This is a genomic window from Anatilimnocola aquadivae (assembly GCF_049819085.1).
GTDB lineage: Bacteria > Planctomycetota > Planctomycetia > Pirellulales > Pirellulaceae > Anatilimnocola.
Genome location: NZ_CP187419.1, coordinates 6676745 through 6695113, shown reverse-complemented (window position 1 = coordinate 6695113; position 18369 = coordinate 6676745). Strand labels below are relative to the sequence as shown.

18 protein-coding genes are annotated in these 18369 nt (G+C 58.3%); 6 read left to right on the top strand and 12 right to left on the bottom strand.

Features of this window, described 5'->3' with window-relative positions; translation table 11 throughout:
• Window positions 1–59: 59 nt before the first annotated feature.
• The 6 genes from NA78x_RS26440 to NA78x_RS26415 form a co-directional block, all read right to left on the bottom strand.
• Window positions 60–596 (bottom strand): A24 family peptidase, encoded by a 537-nt coding sequence (locus NA78x_RS26440; RefSeq protein ID WP_425615373.1) that lies wholly within the window; start codon window positions 594–596, stop codon window positions 60–62.
• A 188-nt stretch (window positions 597–784) separates the two neighbouring features.
• Window positions 785–1093, bottom strand: a complete 309-nt coding sequence (locus tag NA78x_RS26435; protein WP_425615372.1) for a hypothetical protein — start codon at window positions 1091–1093, stop codon at window positions 785–787.
• Window positions 1094–1171: 78 nt separating this feature from the next.
• Window positions 1172–1504, bottom strand: a complete 333-nt coding sequence (locus NA78x_RS26430; RefSeq protein ID WP_425615371.1) for a hypothetical protein — start codon at window positions 1502–1504, stop codon at window positions 1172–1174.
• 152 nt (window positions 1505–1656) lie between these two features.
• Window positions 1657–2013 carry a hypothetical protein gene (locus NA78x_RS26425; protein ID WP_425615370.1) on the bottom strand — a complete coding sequence of 119 codons (357 nt, stop codon included), beginning with the start codon at window positions 2011–2013 and terminating at the stop codon, window positions 1657–1659.
• A gap of 126 nt (window positions 2014–2139) precedes the next feature.
• Window positions 2140–2475: a Flp family type IVb pilin gene (locus NA78x_RS26420; protein WP_425615369.1), complete on the bottom strand. Its 336-nt coding sequence runs from the start codon at window positions 2473–2475 to the stop codon at window positions 2140–2142.
• A gap of 774 nt (window positions 2476–3249) precedes the next feature.
• Complete coding sequence (locus tag NA78x_RS26415) at window positions 3250–3642, bottom strand: Flp family type IVb pilin (RefSeq protein ID WP_425615368.1); 393 nt, start codon at window positions 3640–3642, stop codon at window positions 3250–3252.
• Window positions 3643–4252: 610 nt separating this feature from the next.
• On the opposite strand from NA78x_RS26415, the gene NA78x_RS26410 reads away from it, so the two are divergent.
• A complete protein-coding gene (locus NA78x_RS26410) occupies window positions 4253–5206 on the top strand; it encodes a DUF1559 domain-containing protein (protein ID WP_425615367.1) in 954 nt (317 codons plus the stop codon).
• Between the two features lie 48 nt (window positions 5207–5254).
• Window positions 5255–5677 carry a hypothetical protein gene (locus NA78x_RS26405; protein ID WP_425615366.1) on the top strand — a complete coding sequence of 141 codons (423 nt, stop codon included), beginning with the start codon at window positions 5255–5257 and terminating at the stop codon, window positions 5675–5677.
• Window positions 5678–5691: 14 nt separating this feature from the next.
• Here NA78x_RS26405 and NA78x_RS26400 read toward each other — a convergent pair whose 3' ends face one another.
• From NA78x_RS26400 to NA78x_RS26390, 3 genes are all read right to left on the bottom strand, one after another.
• Window positions 5692–6948 (bottom strand): PQQ-binding-like beta-propeller repeat protein, encoded by a 1257-nt coding sequence (locus NA78x_RS26400; protein WP_425615365.1) that lies wholly within the window; start codon window positions 6946–6948, stop codon window positions 5692–5694.
• Window positions 6949–7080: 132 nt separating this feature from the next.
• The gene (locus NA78x_RS26395) at window positions 7081–7896 is read right to left on the bottom strand and encodes a rhomboid family intramembrane serine protease (RefSeq protein ID WP_425615364.1); all 816 of its coding nucleotides are present in this window, start codon (window positions 7894–7896) and stop codon (window positions 7081–7083) included.
• A gap of 108 nt (window positions 7897–8004) precedes the next feature.
• Window positions 8005–9234, bottom strand: a complete 1230-nt coding sequence (locus NA78x_RS26390; protein ID WP_425615363.1) for a glycoside hydrolase family 88 protein — start codon at window positions 9232–9234, stop codon at window positions 8005–8007.
• A gap of 179 nt (window positions 9235–9413) precedes the next feature.
• On the opposite strand from NA78x_RS26390, the gene NA78x_RS26385 reads away from it, so the two are divergent.
• Window positions 9414–9908, top strand: coding sequence for a tRNA (cytidine(34)-2'-O)-methyltransferase (locus NA78x_RS26385; RefSeq protein ID WP_425615362.1), 495 nt, complete (start codon window positions 9414–9416; stop codon window positions 9906–9908).
• A gap of 1088 nt (window positions 9909–10996) precedes the next feature.
• Here the strand turns inward: NA78x_RS26385 and NA78x_RS26380 are convergent.
• The gene (locus NA78x_RS26380) at window positions 10997–11347 is read right to left on the bottom strand and encodes a hypothetical protein (RefSeq protein ID WP_425615361.1); all 351 of its coding nucleotides are present in this window, start codon (window positions 11345–11347) and stop codon (window positions 10997–10999) included.
• A gap of 84 nt (window positions 11348–11431) precedes the next feature.
• A complete protein-coding gene (locus tag NA78x_RS26375; protein ID WP_425615360.1) occupies window positions 11432–12727 on the bottom strand; it encodes a PQQ-binding-like beta-propeller repeat protein in 1296 nt (431 codons plus the stop codon).
• Window positions 12728–13071: 344 nt separating this feature from the next.
• On the opposite strand from NA78x_RS26375, the gene NA78x_RS26370 reads away from it, so the two are divergent.
• The gene (locus tag NA78x_RS26370; protein WP_425615359.1) at window positions 13072–14442 is read left to right on the top strand and encodes a DUF1501 domain-containing protein; all 1371 of its coding nucleotides are present in this window, start codon (window positions 13072–13074) and stop codon (window positions 14440–14442) included.
• A gap of 6 nt (window positions 14443–14448) precedes the next feature.
• On the opposite strand, the gene NA78x_RS26365 is transcribed toward NA78x_RS26370, so the two are convergent.
• Window positions 14449–16173 (bottom strand): alkaline phosphatase family protein, encoded by a 1725-nt coding sequence (locus NA78x_RS26365; protein WP_425615358.1) that lies wholly within the window; start codon window positions 16171–16173, stop codon window positions 14449–14451.
• A gap of 307 nt (window positions 16174–16480) precedes the next feature.
• Here NA78x_RS26365 and murB point away from each other — a divergent pair, with 307 nt between their 5' ends.
• The gene (gene murB / locus NA78x_RS26360) at window positions 16481–17359 is read left to right on the top strand and encodes a UDP-N-acetylmuramate dehydrogenase (protein ID WP_425615357.1); all 879 of its coding nucleotides are present in this window, start codon (window positions 16481–16483) and stop codon (window positions 17357–17359) included.
• Window positions 17360–17420: 61 nt separating this feature from the next.
• Complete coding sequence (locus NA78x_RS26355; RefSeq protein ID WP_425615356.1) at window positions 17421–18353, top strand: hypothetical protein; 933 nt, start codon at window positions 17421–17423, stop codon at window positions 18351–18353.
• Window positions 18354–18369 lie beyond the last annotated feature (16 nt).

Sequence of the window (18369 nt, the reverse complement as noted above, 5' to 3'; positions counted from 1 at the left end):
ACAATTTGTTGTGTTCTGTCAACAAAGAAACAGGCGAGTCCTCGATTCATGCTGAGAAACTAGAGTCCTTGGTTACGAAGCAACATCCAGGCCAAAACCAGCCACGTTCCCATCGCCACGGGAACAACGAATGGGAGAAAGCGTTTCGGTTTCTTAGCAGTGCCATCGCCGGAGACGTTGCTGCCGCCAATTCCCGCAGCCAGATACTTGCGTTGTGTCACGCCCACGCCATTGTTTGCCAGGCTGGTCATCATCAGTGTCCCGGCCATCACCGCGGCAAATCCAACGCCCAGGGCGAAGGCGGCGAGAATGTATTGCGGGCCTAACCAGGCTCCGAGAGCGGCGAGCAGCTTGACATCGCCCATGCCACCGCCACCCAAGAGCCAAGGCAGCAGCAACAACACAAAGCCCACGCCAAAACCAGCGAGGGCCATGAGGGGGCCAAAGCCACCAGGCGCGAACGAGTGGTAGACCAGCGCTACGATCGCAGCGGGCACGGTGAGCCAGTTGGGAATCTTGCGAGTGCGGTAATCGGTGACTGCTGCGGCAGTGACAAAGGCACCAACCAGCGCAACGTAGTCATATCCCACGATCATGGGTGAACCTGCTATCGGGAACGAAGTGAGCGCGTGCGCGACTGTGCGAACGTGAAATCTCGTCTGCAACTCTACGTCCTACCGGGGAAGTTGCAGCTTCATGCTGCTCCCTCGCCGGTGTGTTGCCGAATGGCAACGCTCACTCCCGAAAATCAGCAGTTCAAACCCTACAGTCGATACGGCCGGCACTAGGCGCCGTTTTCGCCGTCATCGATAGGCAAAGGACCAAACACAGCACCTCGGCTGCATTCGGAAAAGATCGCCTGCACGTCGGTGTATTCCGAAGGTGCCAAGACGCCGGGAATACCGGCGAAAGAATAGCTTTGATCGATACTGAGGTACGACTCTGCGACGTCCCCCAGTTCATCCAGGATGGCATCGCGACCAGCGGCTAAGCCGCCGACGATGCCAAATACGACGATCACTGTCAGAATCGTCCATTCAAACGAGAGGACGCCATCGTCCTCGTGCCACATGGCCTTGATCAAATACTGCATCGCACATCCCCTGGTGGTGAACAGACCCGAGCGAAGAAGCAAACCCAATGCCGAGAACTCGCCAGCGCGAACTCTCTCTTAGGCGCCGTCGTCGGTTTCGGCCCCTTGGCCAAATGGGTCCAAGGCACGAGCACAGTCGGTGACGACGGTGTCTTCGGGGCCTTCTTCGAACTCGCTATCCGGCGTTTCAAAGATTCCCGGGATCTCAATGCCTGCCAGGCTGAAACTCTGGTCGATTGCTTGGGCCGCTTCGGCCACGTCGCCCAGTTCATCGATGACGGCGTCGCGGGCTGCGGTCAGGCCGCCCACAATCCCGATTGTGAGCAGGGTCACTAGCAGCGTCCATTCAAACGACAGAACTCCGTCTTGTTCGGTCCACATCCGCTTCAGGTTGTCTTGCATGGTGCGCATCGGATTTCCATCTTCAAAGTTCGCATCACTCTCCAGAGAGAGGACGCATCGAGCAGGATCAAAGGACGACAAGCGGCTTTCTCAATCGCCTGTTTCGATCGCCGTAGTCTTCATGACTGTCGGCCCAGCAATTCAGTTGTTTTGTGCGTTGACTAGGACGGAGAGTCGACACCAATCGCTGGAGCTTGGCCACTGGGGGCAGCAGCACGATCGCAATCCGTAAATAGCATGAAGTCGGTATAGCCACTATCACTGCCGCCACCGGACTCGTAAATCGGGCCACCCGATGCCGTATCGTTGATGGTAAAAGCCAAGGGGAAGTCGATCGAGAAGGAGCCGTCCAGGGCCTGCATCGCTTGGGCCACGTCGCCAAGTTCATCAATGACTGCATCGCGAGCAGCAACGAGCCCGCCGACAATGCCGAAGCAAACGAGCGTTAGCACCATCGTCCACTCAAACGAGAGAACGGCGTCTTCTTCACGCCACATGTTTGTTGCAATGCGATGCATCTACTTGTTTCCTTACCGTGGAGACAATCTGGAACAATCTTTCAACAGCTGCCATGCTGCGAACTGCCGACAGGAACTCGCCCGCCCCTAGTGGTCGGGCAAGTTCGCAATCGATCAAGCAATCCATTACGACGGAGCGTCGAGACCGAAGGCCGGATCTTGGCCAATCGGTTGCACAGCGCGAGCGCAATCGGTGAACAATGCTGCGTCGATGAACAAGGAATCGCTTCCACCGCTCGTCGACGGGGCGTGGACTTCGACCAGCAGCGGGAAGTCAATCGAATACGATTGATCCAGCGAAAGCATGGCTTGTGCCACATCGCCAAACTCGTCGATGATGGCGTCGCGAGCAGCTGCAATGCCGCCAACGATACCGAACGTCAACAGAGTCACCAACAAAATCCACTCGAACGACAGGACGCCGTCCTCTTCCTTCCAAACACGAGCCAAAACTTTCTTCATCCCAAACTCCTTGTACCAGGAACACGGAAAACACGTGTGGAACTGTTCGAATACGAACGGTCCCGTCGACGCAAGTTGTGCCCAGGCGCCGACTTTCTCGTAACGAGCGCTGTTGCACTCCTCATGCCGGGAGAAAATCCATCGTTCTCTTTTTTTCCTTGACTGCCAATTAGATGTTGCCTGGATTGAGCTTAGAGAAAGCTAGGCTGAAATTTGCCGAGCGAAGTGAGTGCCGAGTGCGTTGTGGCAACGAAACATCACAGGTACGAGAGTTGGCGCACTATGTTTACGAAACGCAACATCTGTTTCGAAACGAGAGCAGCGAAGTTGCCGCCAAACGGTGGCAAAATCAGCTGAAAAGACGAGACACAAACTTCGTGTGTTTCGAGGCGTGATCACGCCAGCCAAGAACGAAAAAACTCCGCTGTTGAGGTCATCAACAGCGGAGCGTGCTTTCCGTGAACCTGTCGCCGCGTCGAGCCTTACTTCCTGGTACAGAGATAAGGTGAGTTGGGTTCAAACCGGGCGGGGGGCACTCCCACCGTAGCTTGACAATGCAGCGTCCAGATCACGAATCTTCAAGGAGTCAGCTTTGGTTCAGTGTTTCGAAGCTTTTGATCACTGCGAACTTTACTGAAACTTCAGGGAACTATACATCATTTTTTGGCCACTCTTCGTTGTTAACCGAATGTTGTCGGAAGTTAACGATTGTTTCGATTTCGCGGCCTGATTTTTTCGGGGGCTTGGTTTGTTGACTAAGCCGGTCCAGTTTCTTTACTGAGGGGCTGGGGTCACTTCGGCAGGACCCGCAGGGCCGGTGATGCCAGGGCCGCCAGCCTTCCAGTTGAACTCTTGCACCTTCACACCACCGCGAGCGCAGTCGCCGAAGGCGGCAGCGTCGACAAACTGCGAGCTGCTGGCGGTAGTTGGGTAGCGATTGAAGTAGTAGCCATCATGCACGCCCGTGACGAGCGGAGCATCGATGAAGTACGACTGGTCGAGGCTCAGCATGGCCTGCGAAACGTCGCCGAACTCGTCGACGGTGCTATCGCGAACCGCGGTTACGCCCGAGATCACGCCAACCGTCAAGAGCGACGTGAGAAGCGTCCATTCAAACGAAAGCACGCCGTCCGTCTCGTGCCACATCTTCCACAACAAATTCTTCACGGCCGAACTCCTTCGCTCATGCTGCTCGCCGCTCGCTTGCCGGGCTGGAGACGTTCCAGGCGGTAAGTTGCGACTCTTCGAGGAAACCTGCTTTTTCGTGTTAACCGGTGTAACCGGCCTGTTCACTATCATTGGCAGAACCCGTACCAATTGCAAAACAGATGCGAAGAATTCTTGGCAAAGTGCTCCTAAAATGAAACGCTGTAAAGAGATAACAGCGCTCGCCTCTGTTCAAGTTGCGGAGCAATCTGTTCAGCCGATGTAAAGCCTGCTTAGCGCTCGGCGCTTACGACCTGAACAGAATGTTCAGAAAGCTGAACATCTGGAGGAGCGATCGCTGAGTGATCTTTCACGATGTTTCAGGAACTGCCGGAATCGTTTGCAAACGAAAGCGCACGAGCGCTAAGAAAGGCGATGTTCCAAAAGGCTAACAGTTCGTGGCGCGAAGACGCCAGGTCGCCACGCCGTGATTTGGCGCGTTAGCGCTGAAGCTTCACGAGATTTTCCTGGGAAGTAAATTTCAGCCCTTGGCAACAACCGCGTCGGTTGACTATCCTTACCACACCTCTCCTGTTGCACGTCGATTGTTGGCGGTTGCTTGGAGGATGATATGAAGCGTCTGCGATTCGGTTCCGCTTCGAATGTTTCTCGCCAGTTCCCAGCGGGTTTTACGCTGGTCGAGTTGCTGGTCGTCATTGCCATTATTGGCGTGCTGGTAGCGCTCTTGCTGCCAGCGGTGCAAAGTGCCCGCGAGGCCGCTCGCCGCACCCAATGCTCGAACCAGATCAAGCAACTGGCCCTGGCGATTCATAATCACAACGATTCCATCGGCTCGCTTCCGCCAACTTGCTCGCCCTGTGCAGACCCGGCGGTGGCCGGTTGCTTCACGCCCGACACCAGCCCCTTTGGCAAGCACAACTACACGGCCTTCCACTTCATATTTCCCTACATGGAGCAGACCGCCCTCTCGAGCAAGTTCTCGATTACCGGCTACGGTGGCGGCCAATATCCCACGGTCATCAAGGGGCTCGTTTGCCCATCGGACAACACCAACAAGGGAGGCAAGTGCCTCACACCCTATGGCGGTGCCTCAAGCTGGGGAATCACAAACTACGGCGTCAACAATTACGTGTTTGGCGATCCTGCGAATGGCAAAACCTTCTCGATGGACAAACGCGATATGGGACGCGTGGTCTCGGACGGCCTTTCCAACACGATCTTCCTGGCCGAAATGTACGGCACCTGCGGTAACACCGGCAGCGTGACTGTGGCCGACGGCACGCTCTGGTCCGATGCTAACAGCACTTGGCGCCCCGCGTTCAACTTGGGGACGAGCAAGGGAGGCACCAGCGTCACGACGTACCCAGCCTCGCCCAAGTTTCAAATCACGCCGCACTATTTCAACAACTGCAACTCGCAGACGCCGCAAGGCATTCACCCGACGATCATCATGGTGGCCTGTGGCGACGGCAGCGTTCGCGGCCTGTCGGGCAGCATGACCGATCTCACCTGGCAGCGAGCTGTGGATCCTCGCGATGGCGAAACGCTCGGCTCCGACTGGTAACCACGCCGATTGGCAACCATCACCTTGAAAAGGTCACAAGTTCGAACCATGTGCAGACGATTCTTGCTGGTCGCGGCTGTTGCATTCCTCAGTTCGTGGACCCTCGGTTGCGGCAACGGCGTCGAACAACCAGCCTTCGATGCTCTTCATCCCGTCACCGGCAAGCTGACTCGCGGTGGCATGCCCGCCGGCGGCGGCATGGTCCGCTTCAATCCAATTCCAGATAAGCAGGAGTTCATCATCAACAGCCTGGTCGAGACCGACGGCACCTTCAAACTCACCACCGTTCGCACCACCGATACCCAGGGCGAGCGCCGCGACGGTGCGCCCATTGGCGAATACACCGTCGTCTATATGCCGCCCGTTGTCGATCAAACCATCGCTCACCAAGATCCGATCTCGCTGCCGCAAAAAGTTGTGATCGAAGCAAAAGACAATCAGCTCACGATTGAACTGCCCACTGGCAAGTAAACCGCACGAGGACCTTACTTCCGCACATCCAGGCAGACGATCTCTTTATCGTCGCGCAAGTACAGCAAGCCGCCGGCCAGCGATGGGGCTTGTCGCGTGCTGCCGAGGACTTCCATCCGGCCAATTTCTTCATAGGCCTTCGGCGAGGCGCGGGCGACGACAAGCTCGCCCAGCATGGTCGAAATAAAGAGTTTGCCGTCGGCTGCGATCATGTTTCCTTTGCCAAAGCGGGGCTTTTGCCAGGCGACTTCGCCGGTCGCGGCGTGGACGCAGGTTAAGTGCGAGATCGGACCTGCCCCGCCGACGTTGTCGAAGCCATACAGGTAATCGCCGAGCAAAATCGCCGTCTGCCATTCGGTACGCAGCACGCTTTTCGGTCCGAGCGACGACCAGACTTCGCTGGGCTCAAAGCCCGCAGTGGTGGGCTTTAGCGACAGCAGCACGCTGCCGTGATTCTCACCGGCCGAAACAAACACCTGGCCTTTGTAGCTGACGGGCGTGGCGATATTGCAGGCATACTCGGTCTCGTAGGGATACCGCCAGGCTTCTTTGCCGGTCGCGGGATTCAGCCCCAGCACCGAGGCTCCGGTGAAGACCACCAGCTGATTCTTGCCGGCCACATCCAAGAGCGCGGGCGAAGAATAGCCAATCGGATCCTTGCCAGCCGACCACGCGAGCTCACCGGTCTTTTTGTTGAAGGCCGCCACCGTTTGATTCGCCGAGCCTGCGGTCACCACGACGTTGTCGCCCACAATCAGCGGCGAGCAGGCCATGCCGTACTCGGCCTGTTCTGACTTCAGCAGGCTCAGGGTGTTCTTGGTCCACACTGGTTTGCCGCTGGCAAAATCAACAGCAACCAGCAGGCCTTCGCCGGTAAAGGCAAACACCAGGTCACCGTCGATCGTTGGTGTGGCTCGCGTGCCGTTGCCCATCGCATTGCGAAAGGCCGGGGCCAGTTCCGCTGCCCATAGCTCGGTTCCTTTGTCGGCCGAGAGGGCAATCAATTGCTGCTTGCCAGCCCGTTCGATAATCGTGAGCACGCGGCCCCGACTGATTGCCAGGCCCGACATTCCCACGCCACCGGCTTGCCGCCAAACGACTTTGGGAGCACCGCTGGGCCACTTCTCCAGCAGGCCCGTCTCCTGCGAAATGCCATTCCGCTGCGGACCGAGAAACTGCGGCCACTCCGCGGCCGGATCGGCTCCTTGACTCACAGCAGGTAACACAGTGCCAATCAGCAGCACAATCGACCACAGGCGAGTTGCGTTCATTTTCCGAATCCCTTTTTTGCGAGCGAAGTCGCGCAGGTGAAGCAGACAATCCATTCACCGCGCATCGTAGGGACCCCGTGCGCTTTTCACAATCACTTGCCCGATCACTTGTTTGTAACAACCCCGCGGTTGCTAGCCGTAGTAGCGATCGGTCTCGCGCGGCCGGCCATAGCTGGCAGGTCCGCGAGTCTCGGTAAGTGGCCGGTTCTGCGGCAGTCCCAGCGTAAATACCTTCACCAGTGCCGCGCCGGCAATGACACCGCCGATGTGCGCCCCATAGGCAACGCCATCACCGCTGCCACCCAGCGCTTGCAGGCTGCTCACAATTTGAAAGACGAACCACAAGCCGACTGCCACAAAGCCCGGCACTTGCGTGACGAAGCGAAACAGCAGCACCGTCACTTGCCGCCGGGGATGCAGCACTAGGTAGCCTCCCATCACCCCCGAAATGGCCCCCGACGCTCCCAGGCTGGGAATATAGGCCGCATCGCCCGAGGCACTTACAAAGACATGCGTCAGCGAAGCCAGCACGCCCGTCAGCAGATAAAACGCCAGGTAGCGAACTCGCCCCAGGTCGTTTTCGATGTTATCTCCAAAGATCCACAAGAACCACATATTGCCGCCGATGTGCATCAGACTGCCATGCATGAACATCGAGGTCAGCAGCGTGATATAGACCGACATTCCGAACGGGAGCGGCTCGAGCTTGCCGATTTTCACGACCTCCGTTTGGCCCGTTACCGTCTGCACCTTGGCGACAACATCGCCCGACTCATCCTTGCCGGTGATGATCTCTTTTGGCACCGTCGAAAAGGCCATCGTGAACTTTTCATTGGCCCCCATCCCTTGCAGCACGACAAACACAAAAATGTTGATCGCGATCAAGACAATGTTCACATAGGGGAACATTGTGCGGTCGCGATTGTCGTCGGAGATGGGAAAGACCATGAGGGATGTTCATTTCAGGAGCAAGCACGAAACTGATTCAAGTAACTTCCGAATTTCGACGCCACCCGAGTATGCCTCGGTGGTGCGAGCTATGCTGCAACAGCGAGATCACTTCTCTCCCAGCCCAAATGCATCGTACCGCTCTTTGTTGCGCTCGAGCGTGTCGGCAGAGACGCGGTTGAACTGGCTGCAAGCGACTTTGGTGAGCGCTTCCACAAAGAAGTACTCGCCCCACATCACCGATTCATCGACGCCCAGATTCTTGGCGGTGTGATACACGCCGTGCTTGAGAATCCCTTCCCAGCCCGGAGTTTCGCGGGCGAGATACTCGGGCTTGCAAAGCGCGTCGAGCGTGCCGAGCGCGACCGCTTCATACTTCCAAGCGCGGGCATCGTCCTTGGTCAAACGTGCCAGGTCGAGCAACCCGCTGGCAGCGATGGCCGCGGCGCTCGATTCCTTTTGATTGCCATAAGGTGGCGGATCGTTCGGGTTCGCATTGAAATCCCACAGCGGAATGTGATCTTCGGGCAGGTGCGAAATCCAGTAGTCGGCGTTCTTCTCAGCGATTTCCAAAAACTCGGTGTTGCCGGTCAATGCATAGCACTTGCTGTAACCATACAGCGACCAGGCCAGACCCCGCGCCCACGCACTATCATCGCGCAGGCCTTGATGCGTCGTCTCCTTGAGGAACTTGCCGGTGGCCAAATCAAACAGCCCTTCGTGAGCCGTCGAGCCATCCTGGCGAACAATCGTGGCCTCGGTCGTGCGGCAATGAGCCGTGGCAATGCGAGCCAATTCGCGATCGCCCGTTTCAATCGCCGTGTAGAAGATGATCGGCACGTTCATCATGATGTCGATGAACAGCGACTCGGGAGCCACGAACGACCGCAGATACTGCCCGCGCTCCATGAACCGCATTGCCAGCGTACGCCCCGCCTGAATCAGCACCTCGTGCAGATGTTTCTCGCCGGTGATTTCGTACCAGGGCAAGTACGTGCTGAGAAAGATAAAGCCCAGGTCGTGGACATCGCGGTCGTGCTGCCGATGCTCGAGTAGTTTTGAGTAGTGCTCGGCTCGCTTGCGCCAGCCCGTCGATTTCAGCGCGTCATCGCTCAGCTGGCGGGTACCTTTTTCGCTTCGTTCGCGGAGATGGAATTGCCACATCATGCCCGCGAGAAAACCACCGGTCCAATCGGTCCAAAGTTCGCCCCCGTGATGCCACTTGCCGCCGACCGTATAGATCGGAAAGAAGTCGGGGTGCTGATGGGCCAGCGTGGCGACCTGCTTCTCGGCAAAATCGAGCGCGGCCGGATAGGGGGCAACTTTGGTGTTCGTCATCGTATCGATCAAAAGGGAGAGTGAAGGTTCGCTAGTTCCTACCCGCAATAAACACCACGGGCGACACATTCACAAGAGCCATTGAGCCCGGAATCGGCGCGGTACAATGCCGGGGCGAATCGGCTCGCCGCCAGCCTTGCCAAATCCACCAGCGTTACTCTCGTTGCACCGGTTTCTTTGTGACCACTCCGCTCCTGAACATCGTTCTGTATCAACCAGAAATTCCTCCCAATACCGGCAACATTGGCCGCAGCTGCGTCGCCACAGGCTGTCGCCTGTGGTTGGTCGAGCCTCTAGGGTTCGACATCAGCGAAAAAGCCGTTCGCCGGGCGGGGCTCGATTACTGGTCGCTGCTCGACCTGCGCGTCGTCCCCGATTGGCAAACCCTGGCCACCGAACTGCACCAACCGCTGAGCACCGGGCGAGTCTGGCTCTTCACCAAAACGGCGACCCAAAGTTATCTCCAGCCTCGGTATCAACCGGGCGATGTCCTGATCTTTGGCTGCGAGACCCGAGGCCTGCCGCCGGAAATCATGGCGCAATTTCCCAGCAACCTGGTCCGCATTCCGATGCGTCCGCAGGTCCGCAGTCTCAATCTCTCCGTCACCGCTGGCATCGCCATGTACGAAGCGGTCCGCCAGATCGGCTGCAGCGACGAATATTTCGCTGGCTGAGGTTGCTGAGACCAGGGACCAGGGCGCTCGTTTGCGTTATCTTTTGCAAAGGTGGATTCGGCTCCCTTCTTGTTTTTGTTCGCAAAACGGTCTGAACAGGGGGTGGGGTGATAACTTTTTTGCGACTTTTGTCACGATAACTGCTCGCCACAATCGCTTGGCATTCTTGGGCTTAGGGCGCTGATAACTGAAAAGCGACCGATTTCTTGATAACCGGTTGATAACCGCTTTGGGCCCCGTTGTTCGCCTTTGAACAGGGGCTGATTCGCGATTTTGCTCCTGACAAGCGGCGGACTATTTGCCCTAAGGCCACCTAGTCGACATTGCGCACTTAACGACTTACAAAAACATATGTGCGCAGTATAAATTTCCGAATTACTCGCCACTCGCTCCGCAGTTACAACCCTGAGCCGTCGACAAACACGACAATCTCCTATGTAACTACATGAACATTAGTGACTATCGTAATTCTCGGTCGACGGGAATTCTGAGAGTAGCCCGGTAACGAGCAGCAACTAGGCGCCATCGCTCGCATCGCCCATCTCGCCCCCGCCCCCGCGGCGGGGGTTTATTGGCTTTTGCACTAGCTGCGGCCGTTATCTTCTCTACCGGAACATCGTGGAGTACCGCTTGTTGCCGGCCTACCTTCCAATCGACGTAAGTCTTCACTTCGGCTACGTCGCTGGGGAAAACTGTGTTCACAAACCGGAGAGGTCTTTGAACGCGACCTGCAGTATCTCTCGGGTGCGGCGCGCCTGCGTGTTCACAAACCCTACCGGTTTGTGAATACCCACCGATTTCCCCCGCTGGAACTTACAGCGATCAAGCCTCGATTACAGCGCAACTCCACAGCGCAACTCGCTTCCCGATTCACCGCGAGTGATTTTCGCTGTGCGTTTCCACCAGGCTGTCAAAGAACGAGCGACCGCCGCGCGCAGCAGTCCCCTTCTTAGTAGACGCTTGCCTCGTGACTAGTCTGGTCCTCAGCTGGCGAGAATTCCGCGAGAATTCTGCGGAGCGAGTCGGCAACGCTTTTCTACGCTTGGGCGAGTGGCCGTACGCCGCAGGTCTTGGTCGCCAGCTATTTCTCAGCCCTTCCGCTTGGGGCGGCGGGGGATGATCGTGGGATCAGCTTTGGTGGCCAGGCGCGGGCCGAAGAACCAGAGCAGGACGAGGCCGATGAATACGTAGAGGATGATCGCCGGGCGAATGGCCACCAAGATGATGGCAATGCCCGTGACAACTAGCAGCCATTTGGGCATGCGCGAGAAGAGCGAGGTGAGTTGAGGTAGGGCGAGCCACAGCGCGCCCATCACCAGCCCGACGCGTAACAGTCCGCCAACCGTCCCCGCCATGTTTGCCGCGATGGCCCCCATCAAGTAGAGCCCCACCGCCGCAACCAGCAGGACAAGCGCGATCAAACCAATCTGCGTCCGCATTACGAGCCACCTTGCTTGTTCCGTGGGACAGGCATCCTGCCTGTCATTCGGTTTCCGTCGCAGGCCAAGAGCTTCGACCGCGAGTTACTTGCCCACGGCATACAGAGCCTTGAAGGTTCGCAAGTAGATCTTGCCGTTCGAGATGGCGGGGGACGACGAGATGGTGTCGACCATATCGTTCTTGGCGAGAATTTCGAAATCCTTGCCAGCCTTCACCACGGTGACAACTCCTTTGCGAGCACAGAGGTAGATCTTGCCATCGGCGTACACGGGCGAAGCGCGATGTCGGTCGGCGGTGGTGCGCTGGTTGTAGTATTCCTCACCGGTCTTGGCGTCCATGCAAATCAGGTTGCCGTTCTCGCGGCACAAGTAGACCAGGCCGTCGACAATCAGCGGCGAGGGGACGTCGGGAGTTTCTTTGTCGCGCTTCCAAAGATAGGCCGCGTCGTTGTCGGTAACGTCCCCCTTACCATCAGGCTTGAGGGCATAGACCGGACCATTCTTCGCGGAGGGTACGACGATAATCCCTTCGGCTGCGACGGGCGAGGCGACGAATCGCAGCGTGTTGTTGTAGTTGCCCTTGGGATTGAGATCGCCGCAGCGCCACAGTTCGTGACCATCGTCCAAGCTGTGAGCCGTCACGTAATCGGCACCGTGCGAAATCAGGTAAGCCTGCTTGCCATCGCGATACAGGATCGGCGAGGCATACGAGTGTTCGCATTCCGCCTTGCCGTCGCTGGCCCGGTCGTGCTTCCACAGTTCTTTGCCAGTCAGTCCATCGAGGCAGACCACGACCGCTTCACGCGTCTTGGGATCTCCCTCGCCGTGAATCAATTGCAGGAAGAGCTTGCCGCTATCGAGTACCGGCGTGCTGGTCATGCCGAAGGCGATGCTCAACTTGCCGTAGCGATCTTGAACGTCGATCTTCCAGACTTCCTTGCCGTCCTTGGTGTAGCAGCCCAGGGTGCCGTTCGCGAAGAAGGCCCACACGTGCTGGCCGTCGGTGCAGGGCGAAGGAGAAGCACTGTTCCCTTCGTCGCCGCGCACGTCCTTGTTGCCCGTGGCCATCGTTTGTCGCCACAGTTCTTTACCAGTGGTGCTGATGCAGAGCAGCACCAGTTTGTCGCCATCGACGCTCGTGAGATAGATGCGGTCGTCCCACACGGCCGGCGTGCTGCCGGCAGCGCCAGGCAGATCGACCTTCCAGGCCACGCCCTCAGTCGGACCGAACGTCGTCGGCAGATTCTTCTCCTGGCTGATGCCATCGATCTTCGCGCCGCGCCACTGCGGCCAGTTCTCCGCGCGCAATACCGGCGAGCTCACTAGCAAGATGCTGCAGGCAAGCCAGCAGAGACGAATGCCAACCAAACGATGCGACATGGCGGGAGACCTTTGAGGGCTGAAATGCAGGAGGGACCGGTAGCAGAAGTATCCTCTATTTCTGCTCGGCTGGCACGGGCGTGTCAAGGGAAACGAAGAACGTAGAAGTCAGAATGCAGAATGAAAATGAAGCAGATGAACTACTTCCCGTCGTTCTGCATTCTGCGTTCTCACTTCTCCCTTCCCTTTTGTCTTGCTCCACCCCTCCCTCGCGGATACGATTCTGTTGTGGAAAACCTGCATGGCTCCCTTTACCAGTGGGCTGTGCTGACGGAGTACGCAACGATCGCGAATCTCCGTCGCCCCTGCCATCCACCCCCGCATGTCCTGGAGGAGCCAAAACCATGCTTACCATTTTCGGTTCGTCGCGCGCTCATTCGCAGACCACCGGTTTTTGCGATCGCCAAAACCGCCGCGATTTTCTCACCATTGGCGGCATGATGCTCGGCGGCCTGACGCTGCCGCAGTTGCTCTCGGCCGAAGCGCAGGGAAGTGTGGGCCGCAGCCACAAGGCGATCATCAACGTCTTTTTGCCCGGCGGTCCGCCTCATCAAGACATGTGGGACCTGAAGCCCGATGCCCCCAGCGAGATTCGCGGCGAGTTTCAACCGATCAGCACCAACGTGTCCGGTATCGAAATCGGCGAGATCTTCCCCAAGATCGCCGCGATTGCGGATAAGTGCGTTTTCATTCGCTCGATGATTGGCGCGACGGGTGGACACGATGCCTACCAGTGCATGACCGGCCGCCCGCTCAATCCGGCTGCTGCCGGCGGTTGGCCCGCTGCGGGTGCTTGGATCAGTAAGCTCAAGGGGCCGGTGAACCAGGCGATCCCTCCGCACCTGAGCATGTGCTACAAGACCGACCACGGACCTTGGGGCTACGATGGCGACGGCGGCTTCCTCGGCCTGGCACATGCGCCGTTCAAACTCGTGGGCGGACGAGAAGAAACCAGCAAGACCGACAACATGGTCCTGAAGGGGATCACGCTCGATCGCCTGCAAGATCGCAATAACCTGCTCGCTTCGCTCGATCACCTCCGCCGCGATCTCGACACCAGCGGCAAGATGGCTGGTCTGGATACCTTCACGTCGCAGGCTGTCGGAATTCTTACTTCGTCGACGCTGGCCGATGCCCTCGACATTTCGAAAGAATCACCCGAAGTCGTCGCCAAGTACGGCATGGGCGATAAGAAGTTCCGCGACGACGGCGCCCCCAAGTTGACCGAGAACTTTCTGATTGCTCGCCGCCTGGTCGAAGCTGGCGCGCGAATGGTTTCGCTCAACTTCAGCCGATGGGATCACCACGGCAAGAACTTCGATGCGATTCGCCAGGACGGTCCGCTGCTCGATCGCGCGGTGGCAGCGCTGATTACCGATCTGCACGAACGAGGACTCGACCGCGATGTCTCCGTCGTGGTGTGGGGCGAGTTTGGTCGTACACCGAAGATCAACCCGCAAGGTGGTCGCGATCACTGGCCACAAGTTAGTTGCGCGCTGATCGCTGGCGGCGGTATGCGAACCGGTCAGGTTATCGGTGCCACGAATCGCCTGGGCGAACACGCCATCGAACGCCCGGTGTCGTTCCAGGAAGTGTGGGCCACGCTCTATCACAAGCTGGGCTTGAACCTGAGCGCTGTACGCGAGTTCGACCTGCGCGGCCGACCCCAGTACCTGGTCGATCCTGGCGTCGAGCCGCTGAAGGAAGTGATTTAGTCCGGCTTAAAACTTCTTGACTGGTACGAGGGCTTCCGCCAGAGGATCTTCGTTGCAGCCACCGGGCGAATTGACGCCGAGCAGGCGCGCGGCGGTCGGTGCCAAAAACGCAGGGCTGATGCGGCGATCGTGTCGCCCGGGAACGATGCCCTGGCCAATCAGCAACAACGGCACGTGCGTGTCGTAATGCCATGGGCTGCCGTGCGTGGTTCCCTTCGGCTTGGCGCTCGCCGAGTAGCCGGGAATCGAATAGGGCGTATAGCAAAAGAGCACGTCGCCGCTGCGAGCCGGGTTAAAGCTGAGCCGCATCTGATGCAGCAACCGAGCGCTGCCCCCCCCCATCAATTCTTCGCGGGTGGCAACGGCTGCGACGTAAGGCAGCTTCAGCAGCCAATCGCGGACGAGTTGGCGAGCCTTCACCAGCTGCGGCAGGGTCAACTCCGGATGATCGTAATTGAGATAGACTTGGTTCGAGTCGAGGTCGAGAATCAGCTTGGTCTTTTCCGTGGTGATCTTGAGTTCTTGCTTGAGAAAACCTTCCAGCTTTTCTTTGACGACTTTCAAGTCGCCAATCGGGTTCCGCTTGGCGGGCAACGCTTGTTCGCCTTCTTGCTTGCGTTCGGCAACCATTTCCGGAATCGGAGCGACGCCGTGATCGGCCGTGAGGGCCAGCGTCCAGCGACCTTTGCCTACTTGGGCATCCAGGTACTGCACAAACTCGCCCAACTGGCGGTCGGTGCGATAGGTCATGTCTTCGACTTCGAAGCTCAGCGGGCCGAAGGCATGGCCGACGTAATCGTTCGACGAGAAGTTAATCGCCAGCAAATCGGGGACGTCATCGGCGCCGAGTTTTTCGTTTTCGATGATCTGCCGCGCAGCCATCAGCGTGTAATCGTTGCCGAAGGGTGAGAAAAGCACGTGGTCGCCGAACTTATCGGGAGTGAGTTCGCCAGCCTTGGCCATTTTGTGTGGAAAGGCAGCGGTCCAACCGGTGGGCGGGTTCTCGAACGGGTTATCGTCCGGGCCGTTGTTGTGATACTTGTCACGGGCCAGCAGCAGGTCCCAGGTCTTGCCGCGATACTGCTCGATGGCTTTGCTATCGTTCAGATTCCGCATGTAGCCGGGCAGGCTGTCGCGATAGTAGGTCGAAGTTACCCACTGATTCTTCTCCAGCCAAAAAGCGCAGTCGGCTTTGTGCCCCGTCATCAAGATCGACGCGCGATCTTTGATGGCGACGCCAAAAACCTTCGCTTTGCCGCCCGTCGCCAGTTTCAAGCAATCGCCCACGGTATCAACCAGCAGCACGCGGGGAGACATGGGCTTGGTGCTGGCAGGGAGCCCGACAACGGTCACCGTGGGATCCGAGACGCAGTAACGCGTCTTGCCGGTTTCACGGTCGAACCAGTCGTTTTCAATCACACCATGCGTACCCGGGTAAGTTCCCGTCAGCTGTACGGCATGCCCCGGAGCCGTAATGGTGAAGGCGTGCGAGTGGTGGCAATGGGGAAAGTAAGCACCGGTTTGCAAGACGTTTTGAAACAGGCTGTCGCCGGTAGCTGCGGGGAAATTGTCCTGGAAGCGAATCAGGTAGTCCTGGCAGAACTGATCGACGCTGACGACGACGAGCAGCTTGGTTTGCATTGCCGGCGGTTGAGCAATGGCCGTCGATGAAGAGCCAAGGGAAATGTCGACTACGCAGCAGGCCAAAAACCAGCGGAGGAAAAATTGCATTGGCGAAAGTGCTCGCAGAGTGAGATGTGCTGAGGGGTGGGGTGAGCGTGGGCTCAAGCGAGGAAGGGGGAGGCCAGAACACAGACTATAATTCGCCCGCCGGACTGCCTCAAGCAAGCAGCCCGTGAAGCTAGCATGAAGATTTCCCGGGCGAAACGGCTCGCGAGTGCTGCTGGCAGCGGCTTGCTGGCAAACGGGCTTCGGTCCTGACGGCTCCGGCCGTTTTAGTTAGAATGCCGGTCGCTGGCCAGCCACAGAGCGAGGCAATCTGTCGCGGCGAGCATCCCTAACGGAGCAGTTGCCGGGTATGAGTATGTTGACCGGTCTCGAACACATCGTCCGCGAACAAGAGCCCTTGGCTCCTTACACCTGGCTGCGCGTGGGCGGTCCAGCGCAATACTTCGCCGAGCCCACTTCGCAGGCCGAGCTGATTCAGCTTGTGAAGCGGGCTCATCAGGCGGGCATGCCGCTCCGAATTCTCGGCGGCGGCTCGAACCTGCTCGTCCGCGATGAAGGAGTGAAAGGGATCGTCGTCCATCTGACGGCTGCTGCCTTTTCGAACATCGCCCACAGCGGGAAGAAAATCACCGCGGGCGGCGGCGCGAAACTGGGCCACGTCATTTCGACTGCGGTGCGAGAAGGTCTGGCCGGTTTGGAAATGCTCGCGGGCATTCCCGGTACGCTCGGCGGCGCATTGCATACGAATGTCGGGACCCACGGCGGTGATATCGGCCAGACGGTAGCCTCGGCCACCGTGTTGACGTCCACTGGCGAGACCCTCGTACGCAAGCGACAAGACCTGCGCTTCGGCTATCGCGCCAGCAGTCTCGACGACCTGGTGATTCTCGAAGCTGAGTTGGAGCTCGAACCGGGCGACCCAGCCTGGCTGACGAAGCAGATGCAGCAGCAATGGATTTTGAAGAAGGCGGGCCAGCCGCTCACCGAACAAAACACCGTTTGCGTGTTTAAAGATGCCGGTGGCCGCAGTGCTTCGAGTTTGATCGAAGAAGCGGGCCTGAAGGGTGAGCGACGTGGCGATGTCGAAATGTGTGATCGTAACGCGAACTTTGTGATCGCCGGGCGCAAGGCCAAAGCGGCTGAAGTGATCGACTTGATCAATCATGTGAAGAAAGTCGTCGCCGAGAAATCGGGGACCGATTTAGAGCTGGCGATTGAGATCTGGTAAGCCGGCAGGTTGAAGCGTAAGCACAGCCGCGACGATCACGCCTGAAATGGAGTTCAGGGATATGAAAAGTAAATCATCGGCACCGGCGGTGCCGCCACCGCAGACTCCTCCGGGAGTCTCGCTTCTAAAGATATTGCTGCGCAAAGAAATTCGCGGCCTGCTAGGCGTTCTGTTGCTCCTGGGTGGTTGTTGGTGGGGCTTTCAAGAAGCCTGGCGTCGTTGGGGCGAGCCTTCGCTGGCATCGGAGCCGTATCAAGTCACCGCGCAGCAGATTATCGTCACTTCTCAGCCTCCATGGATCGAAGGGGACGTCAAGTTCGAAGCGATTCGCGACGGCAGTCTCACCAAGCTCGACCTGCGCGATCGCACGCTGCTCGAGCGCGTTCGCCGAGCATTCGCGGTACACAACTGGGTGGCGCAAGTGAAGCAGGTGCGCAAGTCGTACCCCGCGCTGGTTGAGGTCGACCTTGTCTATCGCCGGCCGATTGCCTCGGTGGAAGTTGCTTACCGGGGACGTCCCGAGTTGTTGCTCGTCGATGAGCAGGGAATTTTGCTCCCTTCTCCGTCCGAAGCATTTGCCGCTCGCAATTTGCCCGACATGCTGCGGATCGATGCCGGAGATACCGCTCCAGCCGGTCCTTACGGCACCGATTGGGGCAGCCCGCGCGTGACCGCCGCCGCCAAGATCGCGGCAGCCTGGTCCGATCAATGGAAAGACGTCGGCTTGTATCGTATCGTCGTTTCCGAAGATACGAATGGTCGCATCAGCTACGAGGTGCAAACGCGCAACGGCGGCCGCTGCTTATGGGGCAATCCGCCCGGTCAGGAAGCTTCGAACGAACCGAAGCCTGCCGATAAGATCGCCCGGGCCATCGCGGCCAAGCAGCAAGGCCAGCTGAAAGACGACGCCGACTCTCCGCCGGTCGATCTGAGTGGCGGCACCGTCCCGCTCCCTGCCCGCACCGCCACACGCTCCAAACGAGGCTTGCGCTAGCTTTCGTAAGATAACG